This window comes from Burkholderia sp. PR2, from assembly GCF_052372875.1.
GTDB lineage: Bacteria > Pseudomonadota > Gammaproteobacteria > Burkholderiales > Burkholderiaceae > Burkholderia > Burkholderia diffusa.
On record NZ_JBQRWH010000004.1, the window covers coordinates 1,854,387 to 1,878,326 of the forward strand.

19 protein-coding genes and 1 other RNA gene are annotated in these 23,940 nt (G+C 65.7%); 9 read left to right on the plus strand and 11 right to left on the minus strand.

The window, feature by feature from the left end; translation table 11 throughout:
- Positions 1 to 44 precede the first annotated feature (44 nt).
- Positions 45 to 143, minus strand: an RNA gene (ffs, locus tag ACT2FV_RS25790) — signal recognition particle sRNA small type.
- A gap of 414 nt (positions 144 to 557) precedes the next feature.
- On the opposite strand from ffs, the gene trxA reads away from it, so the two are divergent.
- The 8 genes from trxA to ACT2FV_RS25830 all read left to right on the plus strand — a co-directional run bounded on the left by trxA (position 558) and on the right by ACT2FV_RS25830 (position 9,174).
- Positions 558 to 884: a thioredoxin TrxA gene (gene trxA, locus ACT2FV_RS25795; protein WP_006402348.1), complete on the plus strand. Its 327-nt coding sequence runs from the start codon at positions 558 to 560 to the stop codon at positions 882 to 884.
- A 194-nt stretch (positions 885 to 1,078) separates the two neighbouring features.
- Positions 1,079 to 2,341 carry a transcription termination factor Rho gene (gene rho / locus ACT2FV_RS25800; protein ID WP_006478662.1) on the plus strand — a complete coding sequence of 421 codons (1,263 nt, stop codon included), beginning with the start codon at positions 1,079 to 1,081 and terminating at the stop codon, positions 2,339 to 2,341.
- Positions 2,342 to 2,476: 135 nt separating this feature from the next.
- On the plus strand, positions 2,477 to 2,977 hold the full coding sequence (locus ACT2FV_RS25805; protein WP_124903565.1) for a MerR family transcriptional regulator: 501 nt from the start codon (positions 2,477 to 2,479) through the stop codon (positions 2,975 to 2,977).
- Complete coding sequence (locus ACT2FV_RS25810) at positions 2,974 to 4,530, plus strand: MFS transporter (RefSeq protein ID WP_059604348.1); 1,557 nt, start codon at positions 2,974 to 2,976, stop codon at positions 4,528 to 4,530. Before ACT2FV_RS25805 ends, ACT2FV_RS25810 begins: the two co-directional genes overlap by 4 nt.
- 38 nt (positions 4,531 to 4,568) lie before the next feature.
- Positions 4,569 to 5,399, plus strand: coding sequence for a M90 family metallopeptidase (locus ACT2FV_RS25815; protein ID WP_444505076.1), 831 nt, complete (start codon positions 4,569 to 4,571; stop codon positions 5,397 to 5,399).
- A 160-nt stretch (positions 5,400 to 5,559) separates the two neighbouring features.
- Positions 5,560 to 5,823 carry a type B 50S ribosomal protein L31 gene (locus ACT2FV_RS25820; protein ID WP_040144297.1) on the plus strand — a complete coding sequence of 88 codons (264 nt, stop codon included), beginning with the start codon at positions 5,560 to 5,562 and terminating at the stop codon, positions 5,821 to 5,823.
- A 226-nt stretch (positions 5,824 to 6,049) separates the two neighbouring features.
- On the plus strand, positions 6,050 to 7,807 hold the full coding sequence (locus ACT2FV_RS25825) for an ArnT family glycosyltransferase (RefSeq protein ID WP_124903569.1): 1,758 nt from the start codon (positions 6,050 to 6,052) through the stop codon (positions 7,805 to 7,807).
- Positions 7,808 to 7,809: 2 nt separating this feature from the next.
- Entirely contained in the window at positions 7,810 to 9,174 is a 1,365-nt protein-coding gene (locus ACT2FV_RS25830; RefSeq protein ID WP_124903571.1) for an MATE family efflux transporter, read from the plus strand.
- Between the two features lie 15 nt (positions 9,175 to 9,189).
- Here the strand turns inward: ACT2FV_RS25830 and lipA are convergent, their stop codons facing one another.
- From lipA to ACT2FV_RS25855, 5 genes are all read right to left on the minus strand, one after another.
- A complete protein-coding gene (gene lipA / locus ACT2FV_RS25835) occupies positions 9,190 to 10,155 on the minus strand; it encodes a lipoyl synthase (RefSeq protein WP_059604332.1) in 966 nt (321 codons plus the stop codon).
- A 2-nt stretch (positions 10,156 to 10,157) separates the two neighbouring features.
- Positions 10,158 to 11,273 carry an acetoin dehydrogenase dihydrolipoyllysine-residue acetyltransferase subunit gene (locus ACT2FV_RS25840; protein ID WP_444505077.1) on the minus strand — a complete coding sequence of 372 codons (1,116 nt, stop codon included), beginning with the start codon at positions 11,271 to 11,273 and terminating at the stop codon, positions 10,158 to 10,160.
- Between the two features lie 4 nt (positions 11,274 to 11,277).
- Positions 11,278 to 12,282: an alpha-ketoacid dehydrogenase subunit beta gene (locus ACT2FV_RS25845; protein ID WP_059604326.1), complete on the minus strand. Its 1,005-nt coding sequence runs from the start codon at positions 12,280 to 12,282 to the stop codon at positions 11,278 to 11,280.
- A gap of 68 nt (positions 12,283 to 12,350) precedes the next feature.
- Positions 12,351 to 13,334, minus strand: coding sequence for a thiamine pyrophosphate-dependent dehydrogenase E1 component subunit alpha (locus ACT2FV_RS25850; RefSeq protein ID WP_059604323.1), 984 nt, complete (start codon positions 13,332 to 13,334; stop codon positions 12,351 to 12,353).
- 100 nt (positions 13,335 to 13,434) lie between these two features.
- A complete protein-coding gene (locus tag ACT2FV_RS25855) occupies positions 13,435 to 14,493 on the minus strand; it encodes an ATP-NAD kinase family protein (RefSeq protein ID WP_059604320.1) in 1,059 nt (352 codons plus the stop codon).
- 522 nt (positions 14,494 to 15,015) lie between these two features.
- Between ACT2FV_RS25855 and ACT2FV_RS25860 the strand changes: the two genes are divergently transcribed.
- On the plus strand, positions 15,016 to 16,935 hold the full coding sequence (locus tag ACT2FV_RS25860) for a sigma-54-dependent Fis family transcriptional regulator (RefSeq protein ID WP_059604317.1): 1,920 nt from the start codon (positions 15,016 to 15,018) through the stop codon (positions 16,933 to 16,935).
- 19 nt (positions 16,936 to 16,954) lie between these two features.
- Here ACT2FV_RS25860 and ACT2FV_RS25865 read toward each other — a convergent pair whose 3' ends face one another.
- The 5 genes from ACT2FV_RS25865 to ACT2FV_RS25885 all read right to left on the minus strand — a co-directional run bounded on the left by ACT2FV_RS25865 (position 16,955) and on the right by ACT2FV_RS25885 (position 23,930).
- A complete protein-coding gene (locus tag ACT2FV_RS25865) occupies positions 16,955 to 17,389 on the minus strand; it encodes a carboxymuconolactone decarboxylase family protein (protein ID WP_151049316.1) in 435 nt (144 codons plus the stop codon).
- Positions 17,373 to 17,834: a MerR family transcriptional regulator gene (locus ACT2FV_RS25870; RefSeq protein WP_059604310.1), complete on the minus strand. Its 462-nt coding sequence runs from the start codon at positions 17,832 to 17,834 to the stop codon at positions 17,373 to 17,375. Before ACT2FV_RS25870 ends, ACT2FV_RS25865 begins: the two co-directional genes overlap by 17 nt.
- A 1,095-nt stretch (positions 17,835 to 18,929) precedes the next feature.
- On the minus strand, positions 18,930 to 20,384 hold the full coding sequence (locus ACT2FV_RS25875; RefSeq protein ID WP_444505078.1) for a TolC family protein: 1,455 nt from the start codon (positions 20,382 to 20,384) through the stop codon (positions 18,930 to 18,932).
- Entirely contained in the window at positions 20,374 to 21,792 is a 1,419-nt protein-coding gene (locus ACT2FV_RS25880) for an HlyD family type I secretion periplasmic adaptor subunit (protein ID WP_444505079.1), read from the minus strand. The genes ACT2FV_RS25875 and ACT2FV_RS25880 overlap by 11 nt, the downstream gene beginning before the upstream one ends.
- Positions 21,793 to 21,800: 8 nt before the next feature.
- Positions 21,801 to 23,930, minus strand: a complete 2,130-nt coding sequence (locus ACT2FV_RS25885; RefSeq protein WP_444505080.1) for a type I secretion system permease/ATPase — start codon at positions 23,928 to 23,930, stop codon at positions 21,801 to 21,803.
- Positions 23,931 to 23,940 lie beyond the last annotated feature (10 nt).

Consider the following 23,940-nt stretch of genomic DNA (forward strand, 5'->3'; position numbering starts at 1 on the left):
TGACGCAGAAATAAAAAACGCCCGGCGAACGGGGCGAGAGGAAAGGTGACGAGCCCGACCCTCGGCACTGGCGGAAAACGATTGTGGCTGCTTCGTTCCCGACCTGACCAGGTTCACCGCCCCACCATGCGAGGAGGCCCGTCACGGCATATTCTATCACCGCTTCCGGCCGAATGCGACCGTTTGTTCGCAACAAGGCCAAGGATCGAGCAAACCGACGCGCGTGCGGGCTCTCCAATCCGGCGCGAACCCGCGGTCATATATCGTGACGCTTCGTGACTCTTGTATTTTGCGCGCCGGCCTCCACGTTCGGGACACAACGGTCAAACGGCGCGTCGTACCCCTACTCGCGTAGCGACTACTATCGCCGCCCGCAGCAGATAGCAATTTAGGCTAATATGACGCCCGAACGACCCGCGAGCCGCGCCAAGCAGCGCTTACGCCCTTCCTTCCGGAGAGGGGAGTGACCTGCGGCAGCGGCCGGCAGCCGACAAGGCCGCCGGAGCGCCGCAACGCGCCGAGCAGGCAGTCCCCGAACCGTAAGAGGTATTGACCCAATGAGCGAACAGATCAAACACATCAGCGACGCATCGTTCGAACAGGACGTCGTCAAATCCGACAAGCCCGTGCTCGTCGACTTCTGGGCCGAATGGTGCGGCCCGTGCAAGATGATCGCCCCGATCCTCGACGAAGTCGCGAAGGATTACGGCGACAAGCTGCAGATCGCGAAGATCAACGTCGACGACAACCAGGCAACGCCTGCGAAGTTCGGCGTGCGCGGCATCCCGACGCTGATCCTGTTCAAGAACGGCGCGGCCGCCGCGCAGAAGGTCGGCGCGCTGTCGAAGTCGCAGCTCACCGCATTCCTGGACAGCCACCTGTAATACCGGCTGTTCCGCGGACGTGTTGTCAACCGACAACACGTCCGCCGTCAAGCCGCCGATCGGCCGCTCAGGCGCGAATCGGCGTATGCTAGAATCAAAAAACGTCTACAAGACGCATTAAGTCTCAGAGCGCTTCCGCTCGCCCTCCTCCCTTATTTCTTTTCGTCGCATCTCCTCCCTGGCGGGTTCTCCGTATGCATTTATCCGAGCTCAAGTCTCTGCACGTGTCCGAACTGATCGAAATGGCCAATGGCCTCGAGATCGAAAACGCGAACCGCCTGCGCAAGCAGGAATTGATGTTCGCCATTCTCAAAAAGCGCGCCAAGACGGGAGAGACGATCTTCGGCGACGGCACGCTCGAAGTGCTTCCGGACGGTTTCGGCTTCCTGCGCTCGCCGGAAATGTCGTACCTCGCGAGCACCGACGACATCTATATCAGCCCGTCGCAGATCCGCCGCTTCAACCTGCACACCGGCGACACCATCGAAGGTGAAGTCCGCACGCCGAAGGACGGCGAGCGTTACTTCGCGCTGGTGAAGGTCGACAAAGTCAACGGGCAGCCGCCCGAGGCCTCGAAACACAAGATCATGTTCGAGAACCTCACGCCGCTGCACCCGAACAAGCCGCTGTCGCTCGAACGCGAAATGCGCGGCGAAGAGAACGTCACGGGCCGCATCATCGACATGATCGCGCCGATCGGCAAGGGCCAGCGCGGCCTGCTCGTCGCATCGCCGAAGTCGGGCAAGACCGTGATGCTCCAGCACATCGCACATGCGATCAAGCAGAACCATCCCGACGTCATCCTGTTCGTGCTGCTGATCGACGAGCGCCCTGAAGAAGTGACCGAAATGCAGCGCTCGGTCGCCGGCGAAGTGATCGCTTCGACGTTCGACGAACCGGCCACGCGTCACGTGCAGGTCGCCGAAATGGTGATCGAGAAGGCCAAGCGCCTCGTCGAAATGAAGCACGACGTCGTGATCCTGCTCGACTCGATCACGCGTCTCGCACGTGCGTACAACACCGTGATCCCGGCGTCGGGCAAGGTGCTGACGGGCGGTGTCGACGCGAACGCGCTGCAGCGCCCGAAGCGCTTCTTCGGCGCGGCGCGCAACATCGAGGAAGGCGGCTCGCTGACCATCATCGGCACCGCGCTGATCGAAACCGGCAGCCGCATGGACGACGTGATCTACGAAGAGTTCAAGGGCACCGGCAACATGGAAGTGCACCTCGAGCGCCGTCTCGCGGAAAAGCGCGTCTATCCGTCGATCAACCTGAACAAGTCGGGCACGCGCCGCGAAGAAATGCTGATCAAGCCCGAGATCCTTCAAAAGATCTGGGTGCTGCGCAAGTTCATCCATGACATGGACGAAGTCGAGGCGATGGAATTCCTGCTCGACAAGATCCGCCAGACGAAGAGCAACTCCGAGTTCTTCGACCTGATGCGCCGCGGCGGCTGATCGCCCCCCCCGCACCGCAACGAACGGCTGCCCGCGCATTTCGCCCGGCAGCCGTTTTTTCACGTCAACCTGAACGTGAACGTACAGGTTGATCTATAATCGCGCCATCGCCCCAACCGAAGCCGCGCCAATCCAATGCCGAACGACGCCTCCCCCTCGCTGCTGACCGTGAGCGACGCCGCGTCGCGGCTCGGCGTCACGCCGCGCACACTGAAGTATTACGAAGAGCGCGGGCTCGTCACGCCGTCACGCAGCGGCGGCCGCTATCGCCTCTACGACGAAGCCGATCTCGAACGCTTCGCCCGCATCCTGCGGCTGCGCGCGCTTGGCTTTTCGCTACACGGCATCACCGAGATGCTCAAGCGCCCGCTGGAAGAAACGGGCGACGGCCGGCGCCGCTATTCGGACGCGTCGCTGCGCGACATCCGCTCGGGGCTCGCCGAGCAAATCGACACGCTCGACCAGCGGATTGCGGCCGTCCAGCGCGAGCTGAAGGAAGCCGTCGCGCTGCGCACGGAACTGCAGCACGACATCGACTACATCGAACGGCGCCTCGCCGGCGAAAACCCCGACACGCTGATCGCGCAGCGGCAAGCCGAAGCCGGCACGCGGCGCTCGCGCAAGGATCGGGAATGAACGTCGCGCCGGGTCGCCCGCCGCTGTGGAGCCGTGCGAACCTGCGCGCGGACCTGTTCCCGTGGGCGCTCGCGCTCGTGACCGGCATCGACTACTTCGACAACGCGGCCTTCTCGTTCTTCGCGAGCTACATCGCGGGCGGCATCAACGCGTCGCCGGACGAGCTCGTGTGGTCGTCGAGCGCGTATGCGGTCACGGCCGTGCTCGGCATCCTGCAGCAGCAATGGTGGGTCGATCGGCTCGGCCATCGCCGCTACGTCGCCGGCTGCATGTTGATGTTCTCGTTCGGCGCGATCGCGGCCGCACTCGCCGACACGTCGCTCGAGCTCGCGTTCGCGCGCGGCTTCCAGGGTTACTTCATCGGCCCCATGATGGGTGCATGCCGGATCCTGATCCAGATCAGCTTCAAGCCGCAGGAGCGGCCGCCCGCCACGCGCGCGTTCCTGATCATGATCCTGCTCGGCAGCGCGCTTGCGCCGATCGTCGGAGGGCTGCTCGTCGCGCATTTGACGTGGCGCGCGCTGTTCGCGTGCACGGCGCCCGCCAGCATCGCGTTCGCGATTCTCGCGCTCCTCACGCTGCCCGATTCGGGCAGAACGCCCGACGACGAGCGCGGCTCCGGGCATTTCTGGCCGTACATCGTATTCGCGCTCGCGCAAGGCGCGCTGCAGATCGTGCTGCAGCAGGTGCACTACCAGCTCTACAGCGGTTCGCCAATGCTGATCCTGCTGACGATCGGGGGCCTTGGCGCGCTCGCGTGGTTCGCCTATCACCAGTGGAACCATCCGACGCCGCTCGTGCGACTGCATGCGTTTCGCGAGCGCACGTTCCAGGTCGGGTTGCTGCTGTATATGTTCTATTACTACGAGTCGACGGGTTTCAGCTACCTGACTTCCCGCCTGCTCGAAGGCGGGCTCGGCTATCCGGTCGAGAACGCCGGGCGCCTGGTCGGCACGATGTCGCTGATCTCGGCCACCGCGCTGTTCGTCTACCTGCGCCACGCGAAGCGCGTCACGCACAAGAAATGGTTCGTCGTGCCGGGGTTCGCGATCGCGATCGTCGCAGCGCTGTGGATGACGCGGATGACGCCCCAGGTCGGCGAGGCCGCGCTGATCGTCCCGCTGCTGCTGCGCGGGCTGTTGCTGCTGTTCATCGTGCTGCCGGTCGCGAACCTGACGTTCCGCATCTTCGCGATCGACGAATACACGCACGGCTACCGGCTGAAGAACATCGTGCGCCAACTGACGATCTCGTTCGCGACGTCGTCGGTGATCATCGTCGAGCAGCACCGGCTGGCCGTACATCAGACGCGGCTCGTGGAGCGCGCGAACGTGTTCGATCCGCTGTTCCAGCAAACCGTCGACGCGCTCACGCGCAGCTACGCGGCTGCCGGCCATGCGCTGAACGAAGCGCACGCCCTCGCGATCGCATCGATCGCGCGAATGGTCGCGCAACAGGCGTCGTTCCTCGCGTCGCTCGACGGTTTCTATTTCCTCGCGGGCGTCGCGCTCGTCGGCGGCCTCTTCGCGGCATGGCAAAAAGAGATCGATTGAGTTAAAAGACAGGCTTTGGATTCTCCCGCGCTGCTTCCATGCTCTCGAAACTGACCCGCTGGCTCGACGACCGCCGCCGCGACCGCGCGCTGCGCAGCCATCCGATTCCCGACGAGCTGTGGCGGAACACCGTCGCGCGCCTGCCATTCCTCGACGCGCTGTCGCCCGGCGATCTGGGTCGGCTGCGCGAGCTGACGAGCCTGTTCATCGCGAAGAAATCGTTCTCGACCGCGCACGGACTCGCGCTGACCGACGAGATGATTGTCGCGATCGCCGCGCAGGCGTGCCTGCCCGTGCTGAACCTCGATTTGTCGCTGTACGACGGCTGGGTCGGTGTCGTCGTGTATCCGGGTGAATTCGTCATCCGCAAGACCGTGCAGGACGAGGACGGTGTCGTCCATGAAGTCGAGCAGGATGCGAGCGGCGAAGCGTGGGAAGGCGGCCCGGTGATCCTGTCGTGGGAAGACGCGCAGATGACGGACGGCCACGACGCATACAACGTCGTGATCCACGAGTTCGCGCACAAGATCGACATGGTCAATGGCGAGGCCGACGGGTATCCGCCCCTTTTTCGCCGCTGGCACGCGCCGCACCTCGACGCGCAGGCGTGGGCCGACGTGTTCGAGCATGCATACGACCAGTTCTGCGCGCGCGTCGATGCGGTGCCGGATCGCGCGTGGGCGCGCTTCGAGCGCGACTCGCTGATCGATCCCTATGCGGCCGATCACCCGTCGGAGTTCTTCGCGGTGTGCAGCGAGGCGCTGTTCGTGCGACCGCGTGCGTTCGAGTCCGAATTTCCGGAGCTCTACCGGCTGCTCGCCCGCTACTATCGGCAGGATCCGGCCCGGACGGGCGCCCTTGACGCGTGATGAAAATTATTCGTCAACCGTCTGATTTTCTGGCATAATCGCCGTTTTTCGACCTTAGGCAAGTGGCTCGCGCCGGGCTTGACGTCGGCTGAATCGTGCGAATGCGCGCGGTCCGGCACGGCAAGCGGCGGGTTGGCTACCGCTCTCACCAAGGAACATCATGAAACCTGGCATTCACCCGGACTACCGCGAAGTCGTCTTCCAAGACATGTCGAACGGCTTCAAGTTCATCACGCGCTCGACGATCCAGACGCGTGAAACCATCGAACACGAAGGCAAGACCTACCCGCTCGCCAAGATCGAAGTGTCGTCGGAATCGCACTCGTTCTACACGGGTCAGCAAAAGATCATGGACACGGCAGGCCGTGTCGAGAAGTTCAAGAACAAGTTCGGCGCACGCGCCAGCGGCAAGGTCGCGAAGTAAGCTTCGCACCGATCCGGTGGTTGCAACGCACCGGTACCGCACGAAAGGGCAGCCCAGGCTGCCCTTTTTTGTCTCCGCTCGCCGGGAAAACACCGCACGGCGGCCGGTGCAGGGGCAATCGTCCGACGCGCAACGGCCGGCGCGTCTACAATGCCGGATGCCCGAATCCGGCGCCGTCGGCGCATGACCGCGCCGGCCGCCTGCTCATAACAAATCACTCATCTGCATGAAGCCAGTCGTTCGTCTCACCGCCTCCGCCACGCGCGCGCTGCCGCGCTGGCTGCTGCTTACGCTCTGCCTCGTCTACGCGGCGTTCGGCCTGTTCGGCCGCGACCCGTGGAAGAACGAGGACGCGGCAGGCTTCGGCGTGATGTGGACGATGGCCACCGGCGGCTGGCACGACTGGCTGCTGCCGAATCTCGTCGGCAAGTTCATCACGACCGACGGGCCGCTCGGCTACTGGCTCGGCGCGCTGTCGATCCGCGCGCTGGCACCGTGGGTCGACGCGAGCAACGCGTCGCGCGTCGACACGGGCGTGCTGTTCTGCCTCGCGTGCGCGTTCGTCTGGTACGCCGCCTACCTGCTCGGCCGGCGCGCCGAGGTCCAGCCGTTCAAGTACGCATTCGGCGGCGAGCCGGAGCCGCGGGACTACGGCCGCACGCTCGCCGACGGCGCGCTGCTGGTCCTCGTCGCGTGCTTCGGGCTCGCGGAGCGCGGCCACGAAACGACGCCGCAGCTCGCGCAGTTCGCGTGGATCGCGATGTTCGTGTACGGCATCGTGCGCGGCATCGACAAGCCGATGCAGGGTGCGCTGTGGTGGGGCGTCGCGATCGGCCTCGTCGCGCTGTCCGGCAACCCGGTGCTCGTCGTCGCGCTGCTCGCCGGCACGGCCGCACTGTGGCTCGTCACGCCGGAGATGCGCAACCTGCGCCTGCCGCTGATCGGCCTGCCGCTTGCGGCCGCGATCTTCGCGCTGTGGCCGCTCGCCGCGTTCCACGCGGCACCCGACGACGCCGCGTGGTTCTTCAACCAGTGGATCCACGGCAGCCTGATGCGCTTCTCGGGCCCGCCGACCGCGGTGCTCGCCTACGCGGCGAAAAACCTGCCGCTCTTCACGTGGCCCGCGTGGCCGCTCGCGATCTGGGCGTGGTGGAGCTGGGCCGGCATGCGCCGCCGCGCGCACATCGCGATTCCGCTGTCGGTCGTGGTACCGCTCGTCGCGCTCGTGATCCTGCAGAGCCAGCAGTCGAACCGCATGTACATGCTGCTGCTGCCGCCGCTCGCGGTGCTCGCTACCTTCGCGCTGCCGACGCTCAAGCGCGGCGCGATCAACGCGTTCGACTGGTTCGCGGTGCTGAGCTTCACGATCCTCGGCACCTTCGTGTGGCTCGTATGGCTTGCGTCGCTCACCGGCTTCCCGCACCCGCTCGCGCGCAACCTCGCGCGCCTGGTGCCGGGCTACGAACCGCACTTCAAGATCCTCTCGTTCATCTGCGCGGTGATCGTCACCGTGTGCTGGTGCCTGCTCGCGCGCTGGCGCATCTCGCGCCAGCCGAAGGTGCTGTGGCGCAGCGTCGTGCTGTCGGGCGCGGGCACCACGCTGATGTGGGTGCTGCTGATGACGCTGTGGCTGCCGATCGTCAACTACGGCCGGACCTACAGCGATGTCGCGCAACAGATCGCGTCGCATCTGCCGAAAGACTATGAGTGCATCGCGCCCGTGCGGCTCGGCGATGCGCAGATCGCGACCTTCGCCTACTTCGGCGACATGCACTTCGAATTCTCGGGCGACTGCGACGTGATCCTGCGCCAGGACCGCGCGGACTTCGGCGAGCCGAGCGCGATGTCGCAATATGTGTGGCGTCTCGTGTGGGAAGGCCGTCGCGTCGCCGACCGCGACGAACGCTTCCGCCTGTACGAGCGCATCGAGCGGCCAACGGCGCCCGTCAAGCGCCGCGGCCCGCGCCACCGGACGGTCGATTGACGATGTTCGCCGACATCCGCCGGATCGTCGGTCTCGCGTGGCCGGTGCTCGTCGGCCAGCTCGCGATCATCGCGTTCGGCGTGATCGACACGGCGATGGTCGGCCGGTATTCGGCCATCGACCTGGCCGCACTCGGGCTCGGTTCGTCGATCTACGTGTCGGTCTACATCGGGATGACGGGCATCCTGTCCGCGCTGCAGCCCATCACCGGGCAACTTTACGGTGCGCGGCGCTACGCGGAAATCGGCGAGGAAGTCCGTCAGGCGCTGTGGCTCGCGCTGATGCTCGCGGTGCCCGGCTTCCTGCTGCTGCACTTTCCCGAACCGCTGCTGCACATCGCGCACGCACCGCCCGCGCTGCATGATCGCACGGTCGATTACCTTCGAATCCTGTCGTACGGCCTGCCGGCGAGCCTCGTGTTCCGGATCTACAACGCGCTGGCCAACGCGGCCGGCAAGCCGCGCCTCGCGATGATCCTGCAGGTTGGCGCGCTGCTGCTCAAGTTTCCCCTCAACGTGTGGTTCATCTTCGGCGGCTTCGGCGTGCCGGCCCTCGGCGGGCCCGGCTGCGGGCTCGCCAGCACGCTGATCAACTGGGCGCTCGCCCTGATCGGCTTCACGCTGCTCGCGAAGCTCGACGTGTTCTCGCCGCTTTCGATCTTCTCGCGCTTTTGCTGGCCCGTCTGGGCACGCCAGAAGGCGATCCTGAAGCTCGGCGTGCCGATGGGCCTGTCATACCTGATCGAGGTCACGTCGTACACGTGCATGGCACTCTTCATCGCGCAATTCGGCACGACGACGCTCGCCGGCCACCAGATCGCCGGCAACATCGGCGCGGTGCTGTACATGACGCCGCTGTCGATCGGCGTCGCGGCGTCGACGCTGGTGGCACGTGCACTCGGCGCCGGCCGCCCGGACGAGGCACGCCTGCTCGGCCGGCACAGCGTGATGCTCGCGTGCGGGATCGCGGCGGCGTACGGCGTGCTCGTGTTCACGCTGCGTCCGCTGATCGTCGGCGGCTACACACCGAACCCGGCCGTGGCCGCCGCCGCGCTGCCGCTCGTCGCGATCGTCACCTGCTACCACTTCTTCGACGCGCTGCAGATCACGTCCGCATTCGTGCTGCGCGCGTACAAGGTCGCGGTCGTGCCGACCGTGATCTATGCGGTCGCGCTATGGGGCGTCGGGCTCGGCGGCGGCTACGTGCTCGGTTTCGACGTCGGCGGCATCGCGCCCGCCTGGCTGACCGGCGCGCGCGGCTTCTGGTTCGCGAACACGATCAGCCTGATGCTCGCGGGCGCAGGCCTCGCGCTCTACCTGCGCCACGTCAGCCGCACGCAACCGGCCGTCAGCGCATACGGCTCATGACGCATGGCGCGCGGCCTACGCGCCCTCCAGCACGTCGGCCGCGTGGTACGAGGACCGCACGAGCGGACCGGCAACGACTTCCCTGAACCCGAGCGCCAACCCCTCGTCTCGCCACGCGGCGAACGCATCGGGGCTCACGTAGCGGCGCACCGGCAGATGGTGCGCGGACGGCGCGAGATACTGGCCGAGCGTCAGCACGTCGACCTCGTGCGCGCGCAGGTCGCGCAGCGTGTCCCGCACCTCGTCGTCGCGCTCGCCGAGCCCGAGCATCAAGCCCGATTTCGTCACCAGCGTCGGCCGCGCGGCCTTCGCCTGCGCGAGCAGTTCGAGCGAACCGCGATAGTCGGCGCCCGGCCGCGCCGCCCGATACAGCGACGGCACCGTCTCGATATTGTGATTGAACACGTCCGGCCACGCTGACGACAACGCATCGAGCGCCCGCGCGACGCGGCCACGGAAATCGGGCGTCAGCACCTCGACGCCGATGCCCGGCACGCTCGCGCGCACCGCCGCGATGCAGGCCGCAAAATGCGCAGCGCCGCCATCGCGCAGGTCGTCGCGATCGACCGACGTGATCACGACGTAGCGTAGTTCGAGTGCCGCGACCGCGTCGGCGAGCCGCGCGGGCTCGTCGGGATCGAGCGGATCGGGGCGGCCGTGCGCGACGTCGCAGAACGGGCAGCGCCGCGTGCACAGTCCGCCCATGATCATGAAAGTCGCGGTGCGCTGCGCGAAGCATTCGCCGATGTTCGGGCACATCGCCTCCTCGCAGACGGAATGCAGCCGATGATCGCGCAGCACGGCCGCCATGTCGGCGACCGCCCCGCTCATCATCGGCCGCGCCCGCAGCCACGGCGGCTTAGGCAGCGCCGCGCCGGCCGCGGGCTCGACGCGCACCGGAATGCGCGCGAGCTTGTCGCGGCTCCTCGCGCCCGGCTGGCCGAGCGCGGTGAGACTGGGTCGTTCGAGCGCGGCGGCCATCGTCAGTCTCCGAGAAACGCGACGATCAAGCGGTTCACGTCGGCAGCCGCCTCCATCTGCACCATGTGGCCGCTGCCGGCGATCACCTCGACCCGCACGCCGTCCGGCAAGCCCTGCGCATGCTGCGCCGGAATCACCTCGTCGCGCTCGCCCCAGATCACGAGCGTGCGCGGCGCGAGCGCCTCGACGCGGTCGCGGAACACGCGCCGCTGGGACGCGCCGTCGAACGCGGCGTTCGCGATCTTCTCCAGCGCGGCCTGCACACCTTCGAGCCGCTTGTACTTGACGAGATCCTCGACCAGTTGCCGCGTGACGAGCGCGTCGTCGGCGAACAATGCGCCGAGGTGCGGCTTCAGTGTGTTGCGGCTGTTGCCGGCGACGAAGCCGTCGATATAGGCGCGGTTGATATCGGTGCCGAGCCCCGCGCTCGCGATCAGCGTCAGCGACGCGACGCGTTGCGGCGCGCGTTCGGCCGCGGCCATCGCGACCGCGCCGCCCATCGAATGCCCGATCAGATGCGCACGATCGATGTGCTGCGCGTCGAGCAGCGCGAGCACCGCGTCGGCCAGTTCGTCGAGACTGCCCGTGTCGACCGCCTTGCCCGACTCGCCGTGCCCGGGCAGGTCGAGCGCCCACACGGGCCGATGCGCGGCCAGCTCCGCGTGGTTGAACAGCCAGTTGTTCAGGTCGCCGCCGAAGCCGTGGATCAGCACCGCAGGCGTACCCGAACCGTCGCCGAGTTTCAGGAACCGGACCGTGCGTCCGCCGATCTGCGCCTTCTCGGGTTGCGGGCCCGCCGCGTCGTCGGCGGCCGCGGCCGGCACGAAATCGCGCTGGAATTCCGCGATCGCCGCGTCGATGTCGGCATCGCTTGCCTCGGCCGCGGCCACCACGCCGAGCAGCGCACCGACCGGCAGCGTCTCGCCCTCCTGCGCGACCTGTCGGCGCAGCGTGCCGTCGAACGCGCACTCGACGCCCGACGAGATCTTGTCGGTCTCGACGTCAAGCACTTCGTCGCCCTTCGTCACGCGTTCGCCGATCGCCTTCAGCCAGCCGTTGACCTGCCCCTGCTCCATCGACAGCCCCCACTTGGGCATCGTGATCATGTGAATCGACATCGTGTCAGCTCCTCGTCTTCAGTACCGCCTGCGCGATCGCGTCGGCGGATGGGATGTAAAGGTCTTCCAGCACGCCGGCGAACGGCGTGGGCGTGTGCGGTGCGGTCACGAGCTCGATCGGTGCCTTGAGCGATCGGAACGCGCGCCGCGCGACGAGCGCGGCGATGTCGGTCGCGATCGAGCAGCGCGGGGTCGCTTCATCGACCACCACCACGCGCCCGGTGCGCTCCGCGCTTTCGAGGATCGTTTCCTCGTCGAGCGGCGAAGTCGTGCGCAGGTCGATCACGTCGACCTGGATGCCGTCCTTCGCGAGCTTCGCGGCCGCGTCGGTCGCGAGGTGCACCATGCGGCCGTAGGTGACGATCGTCGCGTCATCGCCGTCGCGCACGATGTTCGCCTCGCCGAACGGAATCGCATAGGATTCCTCAGGCACATCGCCTTCGCGCGTGTAGAGAAGCTTGTGCTCGAGGAAGATCACGGGATCGTTGTCGCGGATCGACTGGATCAGCAGCCCCTTCGCGTCGTAAGGCGTCGACGGGCACACGACCTTCAGCCCCGGGATGTGCGTAAACAGCGACGTGAGCATCTGCGAATGCTGCGCGGCCGCGCGCAGGCCGGCGCCGTACATCGCGCGGATCACGACCGGCGTCACGGCCTTGCCGCCGAACATGTAACGGAATTTCGCGGCCTGATTGAATATCTGGTCGAAGCACACGCCCATGAAATCGATGAACATCAGTTCCGCGACGGGCCGCATCCCGCACGCGGCCGCGCCGACCGCCGCGCCGATGTAGCCGCCTTCCGAAAGCGGCGTATCGAGCACGCGGCCCGGAAACTTGTGGAACAGCCCCTTCGTCACGCCGAGCACGCCGCCCCATGCGTCGTCCTCGCCCGGCGCGCCCGCGCCGCCCGCGTTGTCCTCGCCCATCACGATCACGCTGTCGTCGCGCGCCATTTCCTGCGCGAGCGCCTCGTTGATCGCCTGCGAATAAGTGATCTTCCTTGCCATGTCCGTCTCCTGGAATATTGGGTTCGCCGTGCCGGCTGCAGGCCGGTGGCCGCTGTGTCACATCGCGTTCACGGGTACGACACGTACACGTCGGTCAGCAAGTCGGCCGCGTCGGGCAGCGGCGCGGCCTTCGCCTGCGCGACCGCGTCGTCGATCAGCGCCTTCACCTGCGCATCGACCGCGCGCAGTTCGTCGGTCGTCAGCACCTCGGCACGCACGACGCGCGTCTCGAAATGTTTCAGGCAGTCCTTCTCGTCGCGGAGCTTCTGTACTTCGCCCGGCGCGCGATAGGTCTGCGCGTCGCCTTCGAAGTGACCGAAATAGCGCGTGAACTTCACTTCGACGAGCGTCGGGCCGCCACCGTTGCGTGCGCGTGCGACAGCTTCGCCGAGCGCCTCGTGAACCGCGAAGAAGTCGAAGCCGTCGACGATCACGCCCGGCATCCCGAAGCCGTTCGCGCGGTCGGCGATGTTGTCGGTCGCGACCGACCAGCTCGACGACGTCGCTTCCGCATAACCGTTGTTTTCGGCCACGAAGATCGCCGGCAGCCGCCACACCGACGCAAGGTTCATCGATTCGAAGATCACGCCCTGATTCGACGCACCGTCGCCGAAGAAGCACACCCCGACGCCGCCCGTCTTCTTGTGCTTGGCCGCGAGCGCCGCGCCGCACACGAGCGGGCCGCCCGCGCCGACGATCCCGTTCGCGCCGAGCATCCCCATCGACAGGTCGGCGATGTGCATCGAACCGCCCTTGCCGTGGCAAACGCCCGTCTTCTTTCCGTAGATCTCGGCCATCATCCCGTGCACGTCGACGCCTTTCGCGATGCAGTGGCCGTGCCCGCGGTGCGTGGTGGCGACATAGTCCTCGAGGCCGAGGTGCAGCATGGTGCCGACCGCGGAGGCCTCCTCGCCCGCGTACAGGTGAACGAAGCCGGGGATTTCGCCGGTCGCGAACTCGACGTGCAGGCGCTCCTCGAATTCGCGGATCGTGCGCATCAGCCGATACGCATCCAGCAGCGTGTCCCTGCTGAGCTGTGTCGAAACGGTCATGTGTGTCTCCTTGATAGGTCTGACTGCGAATGCCGCCGCGGCAACGCCCCGGCGACGGATTGCACGACGGCCCGGCCGTCGGTGAAACGTGAAGCCGGCGTCAGCCGCGCCACGCGCCGGCATCGCGCAACAACTGCCGCGACGACGCGTAACGCAGCGTGCGGCCGACATCGACCGTCAGCGGCCCGCGCCAGTCGAGCGCGATCTCGTAGCGGTCGCCGCGCGTGACCTCGATCTCGCGCTCGCCATCGAACGCGAGCGTGCCGTGCTCGAACGGGATCGTCTGCCACGCACCCGGCTCGAGCCGCTCGCAGCTGCGCATCACGACGCGATCGACGCGGCCGGGTGCGATCGGCGCGACGAGCGGCGTGCCGGCGGTCTTGCCATCGGCGGCGAAACGCATCGCGAGCCCGTGCGGCGCGCTGCGCTCGAGCGGCGCCCACGCGCCGCCGAGCGCGGACAGGCCGATGCCGTCCGGCTCCGCGAAAGTCAGATAGAGCGTGTCGATGTCGTCAGGCCCCGAGATGGCGCGCGCGCCGATGAAGCGCTGGCGGGCCGCGCACACGTCGACGAGCGCGATCTCCTCGCGCCCCGCGTTCGGGCCCGCCCCGCAGCGCACGACGAGCCGCTTGTTGCGCGCGAACGCGACCTCGGCCGGCACGGCGCCGGTCGCGACGAGTCCGGCCGCGACGCCCGCGACGGTCGCCTCGCGATGTTCGGGAAACGCGTTGTTGGTGCCGGTGGACAGCGCGACGAGCGGCGTCGCGCCGCAATGCGCGGCGACCGCGCGATGGGTGCCGTCGCCGCCGAGCACGACGATCAGCGCGACTTCCATCCGGTGCATGTATGCGGCGCCGGCGTGCGTGTCGGCGACGGTATCGGAGATCGGCAGGTCAACGAATTCGACGTCGGGCCAGCGTTCGTGCGGCGCGACCGCGCGATGCGTATCGAGCGCACGCATCAGCAGCGTCGCGATGCCCGTCTTGTCGCGCAAGGTCAGCACGCGCTCGACGCCCATCGCGCCGAGGCCGGCGAGCAGGCGCACGACCATGTTGGCCTTTTCCGCCGTCGGGAACACGGATGCATGCGTCGTCAGGCGGCGAATGTCGCGCCCCGATGCGGGGTTCGCGATCACGCCGACGGTCACGGGCGTCGTCACGGGCTTGTCTCCATCCAGTGGACCGACGCTCGCGCCGGCCCTGCATGTGTCGTCCGCCGTCATCGAGGGCAGCGGATCATCGCACCCGACGCGACCGCGCCGGGCTTGCCCATGACATCTGCAAGCGGCGTGCCACCGTGTGTGCGACGACCACGGAACCCGCGTGCGGACTGGCTCTGCGGGCATGCCGATCAGCGACATCTGCCGCCTTGACAGCCCGACGCTCCGCGAAACCGCCCGTGCGTCTCACGCCGTCGATGTCCCGGCGCACCGGTTTCGGCACCTTCATCCGGATTGCGCGTCGGCCGGCAAGCCACGCGTATCGCGGCGCGGCGCGCGACACCATGACGTGGGCCACCATCGCGCGCGGCATGCCCGCGCGTCTCAATCGCGCGAGACCGGCTGAGATGCCGCTGAGACGAACGTCTCACGCCGCGCGCGTGCTGCGATGCAATGTGATCCGCGCCGACGGATGTGCTACAAGAACATCGAATTCCCCGTCGTACGGAACCGGAGCCGACCATGCCCTACGCCGTCCCCCAGGCCCAGCACGCCGACCGTGTGCTCGGCGCGCTCGCCGGACGCCTGCCCGCGCCTGCCGATTCCGCGCGTCTCGTGTCGTCGTGGCAGCGCTCGCTCGAGCGCTACGCGCTCGACCCCGCGTCGTCGATCGGCCCGCGCGTGCTGACCGCGGCCGAGCTGCGCGAGGTGCGCGACAAGGAGGAAGCCTTCCTGCGCGCGTCGGGCCAGTGCCTGACGCGCCTGCACGACATGATTCGCGTCGCCGATTACTGCGTGATGCTGACCGACGCGCACGGCGTGACGATCGATTACCGGATCGACCGCGAACGCCGCAACGACTTCCGTCATGCGGGGCTGCACATCGGCTCGTGCTGGTCGGAAAGCGAGGAAGGGACCTGCGGGGTCGCGAGCGTGCTGACCGATCTCGCGCCGATCACCGTGCACAAGACCGACCACTTCCGCGCGGCGTTCACCACCCTCACCTGCAGCGCGGCCCCGATATTCGCGCCGGGCGGCGAACTGATCGGCGTGCTCGACGCGTCGGCCGTCCAGTCGCCGGACGGCCGCGACAGCCAGCGTCTCGTGTACCAGCTCGTGCGGCAGAGCGCGGCGCTGATCGAGGACGGCTATTTCGTGCACAGCACCGCGCAACACTGGATATTGTTCGGGCATCCGAATCGTCACTATGTCGAGGCGCAGCCCGAATGGCTGATCGCGTTCGACGAGTGCGGCAACATCGTCGCCGCGAACCGGCAGGCGCGCGACGCGCTGCCGGCGCTGCGCGAACCGCGCCATATCGACGAGATCTTCGACGCAACCGAGATGCCGCTGCGCGACGCCGCGCGGCTCGACACGATCGTCGCGCTGCGGCTGCGCGCGACGGGTGCCCCGCTCTATGCGCGGCTGCGCGCGCCGCTGCGGCGCGCCGGCCGCGAAACCGGCACGGCATCGCGCCGCCCCGGCACCGCGCAGCGCCACGTCGGCGCCCTGACGCCGTTCCTGCACAGCAGCGACGCGCGCGTCGCGCAGCAGGCCGAACTCGCGCTGCGTGTCGCGAGCAAGCGGCTGCCGATTCTCGTACTCGGCGAAACCGGCGCAGGCAAGGAAGTATTCGCCCGCGCGATCCACGACGCCGGTGCGCGACGCGCACGGCCGTTCGTCGCGGTCAACTGCGGCGCGCTGCCCGAGGCGCTGATCGAAAGCGAGCTGTTCGGCTATGCGGCGGGTGCGTTCACCGGTGCGCGCAAGCACGGCGCGCGCGGCAAGATCGCGCTCGCCGACGGCGGCACGCTGTTTCTCGACGAAATCGGCGACATGCCGCTCACGCTGCAGACGCGCCTGCTGCGCGTGCTCGCCGACGGCGAGGTCGTGCCGCTCGGCAGCGATACGCCCGTGCGCGTCGATCTCGACGTGATCTGCGCGACGCACCGCGATCTCGCGCGCATGGTGGCCGACGGCACGTTCCGCGAGGATCTGTATTACCGGCTGAGCGGCGCGACGTTCGAACTGCCGCCGCTGCGCGAGCGCGCGGACGTGCGCGACGTGATCGCCGCGGTATTCGCCGAGGAAGCGCAGGCGACCGGCCACGTGCTCACGCTCGACACGTCGCTCGCCGAGCAACTCGCCGCGTATCCGTGGCCGGGCAACGTGCGGCAACTGCGCAACGTGCTGCGCTATGCGTGCGCGGTGTGCGATGCCGCCCGCGTGACGCGGCGCGACCTGCCGGCAGATCTCGCCGCGCAGCTCGGCGCCGGCCCGTCCGGCGGCGCGCTGCCGGACGACGAACGCGGCCGCATCGTCGCGGCGCTCACCGCGCATCGCTGGCGGCCCGACGCAGCCGCGCAGGCGCTCGGCATCTCGCGCGCGACGCTGTACCGGCGGATCGCAAAACACCGGATCGTCGCGCCGCACCGCGCGTGACGAGCCGGCGCGACCGCCATCACGCGGCCTGCGCGGCCACTTCGCCTGCTTTCCCGCCCTCACCCGCCGCTTCGTCGCGCCGCGCGAACACCTCGTGCGCGGCGAACAGCGCGTTCAGCGCGGCCGGGAAACCTGCGTAGACGGCCATCTGCATGAACACCTCGACGATCTCGTCGCGCGTGCAGCCCACGTTCAGTGCCGCCTCGACATGCACCTTCAGTTGCGGCTGCGCGTTGCCGAGCGCGGCCAGCGCGGCGATCGTCGCGATCTCGCGCGCCCTCAGGTCGAGCTGCGGCCGGCTGTAGATGTCGCCGAAGCCGAACTCGACGAGCAGCCGCCCGAAGTCCGGCGCGATCGGCGCAAGCGCCGCGATCACGCGTTCGCCCACTTCGCCGTCGATTTCCTTCAGCTTGTTCCAGCCGCGCGTGTAGCGATCTTCAACGAGTCGATCCATGGTGTCCGTCCTGTTCCAAGAGTGAATGAGTAGCGTTCGCCCGTCGTTCCGTCTCGCGCTCCTTGGCCTCGTAGTACGCGATCTTGTCGCCGATCGCGTCGAGGCTCGCCTGCAGTTCCGCGATATGCGCGCGCACCGCGTCGCGATGCGCGGCCAGCAAGCTGCGCCGCGCACCGAACGTCGACTCGCCTTGCGCACGCAGCGCCGCGAACTGCTGCATCTGCGCAATCGGCATGCCGGTCGCCTTCAGGCGCATCACGAAGGCAAGCCAGTCAAGGTCGGCCGGCGCATAGAGCCGGTGCCCCGCCGCCGTGCGTGAAATCGCGCGCAGCAGGCCGGCCTGCTCGTAATACCGCAGCGTATGCGTCGACACGCCGGTCAGTTCGGCGACTTGCCCGATCGTCAGCGGACCGGCGGCGGAAGGTCTGGATACGGTTTTCGACATGGCAGGATCAAGGTTAGGAGTTAGAGTTCACTCTAAGTCAAGCATTGTCGAATGGCCAGGCACGACAATCCGAAATCACCGCCGCGAACACCGTAAAGAATGGTCAAAACCGCCGTCCGACGCGGCTTTCTGTCTTTACAGCGACGCAAGCCTTCAGCAAGATTCGGACAGCCTGTCTTAAAAAGGGCACGCATTTGTCCTATGCTTAACGGCGACGCCCGGCTAGGTCTCGCCCCGCCGTCCGTTGCAACAGCCATCTGTTACATGCCCGCGAACAGGTCTTGACGCTTGAACAATGGAGGTGCAAGGCCAAGGCTAATAAGCATACCGTCTTGACATGGATGCGGCCGGTACCGTTAAGGCCTACTCCCTCATCATCGATAAGCGTCGCGCATCGCCCGTCGCTGACGACGTCACAGTCAGTCGGGACTTTGCCAGTCAACCAGACAACTTGGGCCGTAATAGCTTCGGTAATGTCTGATGACGATGGACAGCCGGAACCACTGACAGGTACTGGAAGGCGTCCTTTGGATTGCGTCCGTTCCGCTCAGTTCAGCGATGGACAGGCAGGATAAGCATTGTCCATTTCGACAACCTCTTGTGCCACCACGCCAAGCGCCGTGTGATCCGCCCACTGCAACATCGGAACCGGTCGCTCGCACAATCGAGAACGAGGAAGAGCCGTTTGTGCCGCCGTACTCGAGGACCCTGAACCCGCCTTCACGCTCGAATGGCAGGAGGCCAACGATTCGATCGACGTCTTGCGTAGACCAAATTAAAGTCGTCACCGTTTGCGAAGTAAAAATGTCACTTCGCCGCCTCGCGCCGGCGATGAAGGGCGAAGCCGTCGTGAATTCATGAGGTTGCACGTCGCAAATTAAAGTTGTCACCGGCCACGGTGTTGCGAAGACCAGTGTCAACTCCCGCCCCACACCGTTGCAGCGCCGACAGCCCTTGTCACGCGTTGTGCAAAACTGGAGTTTCAGCAGCCTGATCGTGCCGTAGTGATAAGCAGGCTTATCTCGCCACTTGCAGTAAAAATGCGCTTCGCCTGTCCTAACGTTGTAGTTCAACCATGAAGTTGACGCTTGTTTTCTATCGGAACGTACTTTCACTGAGACTCCACATCCCCAAACGGCCCAGTTTTGATGCGAGTTGAAGGCGAGCCGATCGCCAATCCGTCAGCGCCTGAATCCGCTGCCTCTTCGCGTTCGCTAGCGCAGATTGTGCATTGAGCAGTTCGAGCATGCTGCCCACGCCGATCTGATACCGGCGCTGCGCTGCTTCGAATGAATGCTGGGCCAGCCCGAGCAAGCTCGCACTGTTATCGAGATTCTTCGTCGCGCCTTGCAACGACTGGTAGCCGTTCCACACGTCCAACCCCGCTTGCTGCCGCGCCTCGGCCAGGAGATCGATCTGCAATTCCGTCTGCGCATCTGCTTGCCGCACCTGATAGGTCCGAGCAAACCCTTCGAAGATCGGAATCGTCACCTGAAACCCGAGATACCATTCGCGATGCGTTGCCGGAAACACTGGGAAGCCGAGCTGCAAGCTCGTCGGCTGGTTGTTGAAGTTGTACTGAGCCACCAGGTTCAGGCGCGGCAGCCCTTCGGCCCGCGTCTGCGCCGCCTTGGCTCGTGCCGCGGCCACTTGCGCCACAGCCGCCGTGACGCCCGGATAGTGCTGCCGCGCATCCTCGATCAGCGCTGCCACCGAGTCGCCAAATTCGTGATCGGGTTTCACGCCGTCGCCGACATCTGGCAGCGAGATCGGCGTCGCAGGATCAAGGTTCATGTCGGAGGCGAGCGTGCCAACGGCACTTGCCCAGTCGGTCTCGGCCTTTGTGCGACTCACGACGGCTTCCGCATAGGCGGTTTGCGCCTGCAACTGATCGCTGATCGCGGCGACGCCCCGATCAGTACGCGCGGTTGCCGCGTCAGCACTGGTCTTGGCGGTATGTTCAACCTCGCGGGCCGCAGCGAGCGTCCCTTGCGCAGCCTGCGCCGCATAAAAATCCTTGGCGACGGTGCCGAATACCATTTGCAGTACGGCAAGCTGGTTGGCTTGCGCGGCTGCCAGCAGTTCGTTCGCATTGCGCAGCGCCGCAGAGCGGCCGCCGAAGTCGTACAACACCCAGCTGAGCGATACGCTCGCGTTTTGCAGGTTTTTCCCGTAGTTCGAGTCGTACTGCGGATAGCCCGTGACGTGATTGCGCGCGACGTCGCGCGTACCCTGCCAACTACCGTTGATCGTCGGCAGGAATCCGGCTCGTCCAACGCCGACCCCAGCCGCCTGAATCTTGACGTTGGCCCATGCTTGCCGGGTCTTGGGGTGGTTGCACAGCGCCCGTTCAACTGCGTCCTGTAGTCTCAACGGCGTTGGCAGCGCGCCGAACGTGCATACACCGTCGCTGCCGCCCAGCAGGTCGACTGCGGGTGTTGCCGGCACGGCGCTGTTCGTCAGTAATGGATCGAATGCCCACGTCGCGGTCGCGATCGATAAACCAGCGACGAATGCGCCGGCGACCGCTGTTCTTTGCTTAACGCTCACGCAAACTCTCCTGGCCAGTCTGAATCACCGGGTCTAGGAAGTAATGCGCGACGCTGCGCTTACCGGTCTTGATCTCGGCCGATACCGCCATCCCCGGCGTCAGGTTGATCCACGTGTCGTTCGCACGTATCCGGTTCGTTGTGAGACGAATCCTGATCGGGAACGTCAGCCCGCGCTTGCGGTCGGACACCGAGTCGTTGGAGACGGTTTCGACTGTGCCACGCAGGAAACCGTAGCGCGTGTACGGGAACGCGTCGACCTTGACAACGGCGGGCTGCCCCGCCTTTACGAAGCCAATGTCCTTGTTCTCGATATTCGCCTCAACCTCAAGCGTGTCGTCCGGCACGATATCCATCACGGGCGACGCTGCGGTCGCGACACCGCCCAGCGTATGAATCTTGAGTTGCTGCACGGTACCGGCAACGGGCGCCGTCAGGCTCAGCAGCTTCTGCCGCGTGTCCGCCTTCGTTTCATCGTTGCGGCTCTGTGCGAGTTGTTGATTCGCCTTGTCCAGCGCATCGAGTTGTTGGCGACGATACTGGGACGTGAGTGCTGCGATCTCGGCGCGCTGCTGCGCAATCGCCGCAACTAGTTCCTGCGCATGACTTCGTTGCGCTGCCAGTTCGTGTTCCTGGTTCAGCGCAGTCTGCTCCTTGTCCAGATAGTCGGTGCGCGCGACGTATTTCTCGTTCACCAGCGACGCGTAGTCGTTTGCCTGCCGGCGGGCCAACGGGGCGGTCGCGTCAAGCTTCGCGATCTGCTGCCGCGTGGTGCCAAGCTCAGCCTCGCGCTTCATCAGTTCGGCTTGCGCGCTGTTCAGTTTGTCACGGTATTCGAAGTAGATGCCGTCGGCGAAGTGCTGTGCCGCGAGTTGCTGTTCGTCGCTCGCGTCTTCGACTTTCGCCAGTATCGGTGACGTTCCCTTGGTTTGCACCTGCAGCAGCGCACGGCTGCGTTCGACCGTCAGTGCGGCATCGAGTCGGCTCTGATGGGCCTTGTCGGCGTCGGCTGCCGCCTGGGTGGTGTCGAGTTCCATGAGAAGTTGCCCGGCCTGCACGCGCTGCCCATCACGCACTAAAATGCGCCGCACCACACCAGTAAGTGCGGGCTGGATCGTCTTGACCTGCTGCTTTGGGATCAGCTTGCCGGGTGCGACCGCGACGATGTCGAGCTTGCCAATCAGTGCGATCAGCACGATCAAGACGGCCAATGCGACGATGATGCGCATTGTCCACATCGGCAACGGATGAACGGGTGTCTCGGCCAGTTCGAGGTGTGCCGGCAGGAAGGCCCGTTCGTGTGCGAGGCGTGGCTTCGTATCGTTCTCGAGCCGCGCCCGCCATGCCTCGCGGAAAACGGTTGCATACCGACCCATCAGCGCAGTAAACGCCTGAATTTTCGTGATCATGGGTAATCTCAGGCGTTTTGCAGCGAGACAAGATGCGCGTAATAACCGCGCAGTTCGAGCAGCGACTCGTGCGTACCCTTCTCGACGATGCGCCCTTTGTCCATCGCGATGATGTGGTTTGCATGACGCACCGAGCTCAGCCGGTGCGCGATGATGATGACAGTCCGTCCGTCGCACATCGCCCTCATATTGTTCTGGATGATGTGTTCAGTTTCGAAGTCGAGTGCGCTGGTTGCCTCGTCGAAAATCAGGATACGGGGGTTCGTCACCAAGGCGCGTGCGATTGCGATGCGCTGGCGCTGACCGCCCGATAGGTTCGCGCCTTGCTCGCCGACGATTGTGTCGTAGCCCTCGGGCAGTTCCGAGATGAAGTCGTGAGCGCCAGCGAGCTGGGCCGCACGTATCACGATATCGAGCGAGGCAGCCGGGTCGGTCACTGCAATGTTTTCGCGAATCGAGCGGTTGAAGAGACGGTTCTCCTGCAGCACGACGCCGATCTGCCGGCGCAGCCACGCCGGTTCGGCGAGCGCCAAATCAATGCCGTCGATACGCACACGTCCGTGTTCGGGTAGATACAGGCGCTGCAGCAACTTCGTGAGCGTGCTCTTGCCCGAACCCGATCGGCCGACGATACCGATCACCTCGCCGGCCGCGATGTCGAGCGACACGTCGTCGAGAATCGTCGGTCCATCCGGGCGATAACGAAAGCGGATCGACTGGAAGCTGATGTTGCCGCGGACCGCCGGCAGCGTCTGCCGGCTTTGCGCCAGCTCGGTTCGCGTGTTCAGGATGTCGCCGAGCCGGCTCATTGAAATGCCGACCTGCTGAAAATCCTGCCAGAGCTGCGCGAGACGCAATACAGGCGTGGCCACGTGCTGGGACATCATGTTGAACGCAACAAGCTGCCCGACTGACAGTTTGCCCTCGATCACGAAGCGGGCACCCAGATACAACGTAATCAACGACACGAGTTTGCCGACCAACTGGATCAGTTGCTGGCCCACGTTTCCGAGCGCCGTGACTCGGAAACCCGCTGCAACATAGCCGGCGAGCTGATTGTCCCAGCGGCGCGTGAACTGCGGCTCGATCGCCATCGACTTGACGGTTTCGACGCCGGACACGGTCTCGACCAGGAACGATTGGTTGTCCGCGGTGCGAGCAAATTTCTCGTCGAGCCGCTTGCGCAGGATTGGCGTGATCAGCATGGAGATCGCCGCATAGACGGGTAGCGACACAACCACGACCAGCGTCAGCCAGACGCTATACACGCACATCACGCCCAAAAAGATGATCGAAAAGAACAGGTCGATAACGGCGGTCAACGCCTGTCCGGTCAGGAAGCTGCGTATGTTCTCCAGTTCGCGCACGCGCGCGACGGTGTCGCCGACGCGGCGCACGCCGAAATAAGCCAGCGGAAGCGCCAGCAGATGACGGAACAACCGCGCACCAAGCTCGACGTCGATGCGACTCGCAGTGTGGGCAAATACGTAGTTGCGCACGCCTGACAGCAGGATCTCGAACAGGCCGCTGACCAGCAGTGCGACGCAGACGACGTTCAACGTGTCGAATGCACGGTTGACCAGCACTTTGTCCATTACCACCTGGAACATCAGCGGCGAGACAAGCGCAAAGATTTGCAACGCCGCCGACACGAGCAGCACCTCCAGCAAGATGCGGCGGTACTTGACGACGGCGGGAACAAACCACGAGAAATCGAAATGTGCGAGTCCGCCGGCAAGCGCAGCCCGAGAAGTAATCAGGAGCGCCTGACCACCAGTCCGCACCATCACGTCAGATTGAGAAATAATCTCTGGTCCAGCACCACCGGCTTCTACAATCAGCGCCTTCTCTCCGTCACATGACGCCAGCACGAAGTGTCGCCCGGAGTCATCGAGCATCAATGCAGGTTTTGGGGTCTCCACCAATCGCTCTGGAGACACGCGAACACGCCGAACCTTGAGGCCGAGCGAACGCCCGGCAATCTGTAAATCTCCCGCTTCGAGCTGCTCGCCTTGCATTGCGGCTGCGTGGCGAAGCTGTTCGGGATTTGCTGCAATACCGTGATATTGGGCAATTACAACCAATGCGACCAACCCAGGATCATTCACCCGCGCCAATTCGGGCACTGCTTCGTTCATCTCAACCCCA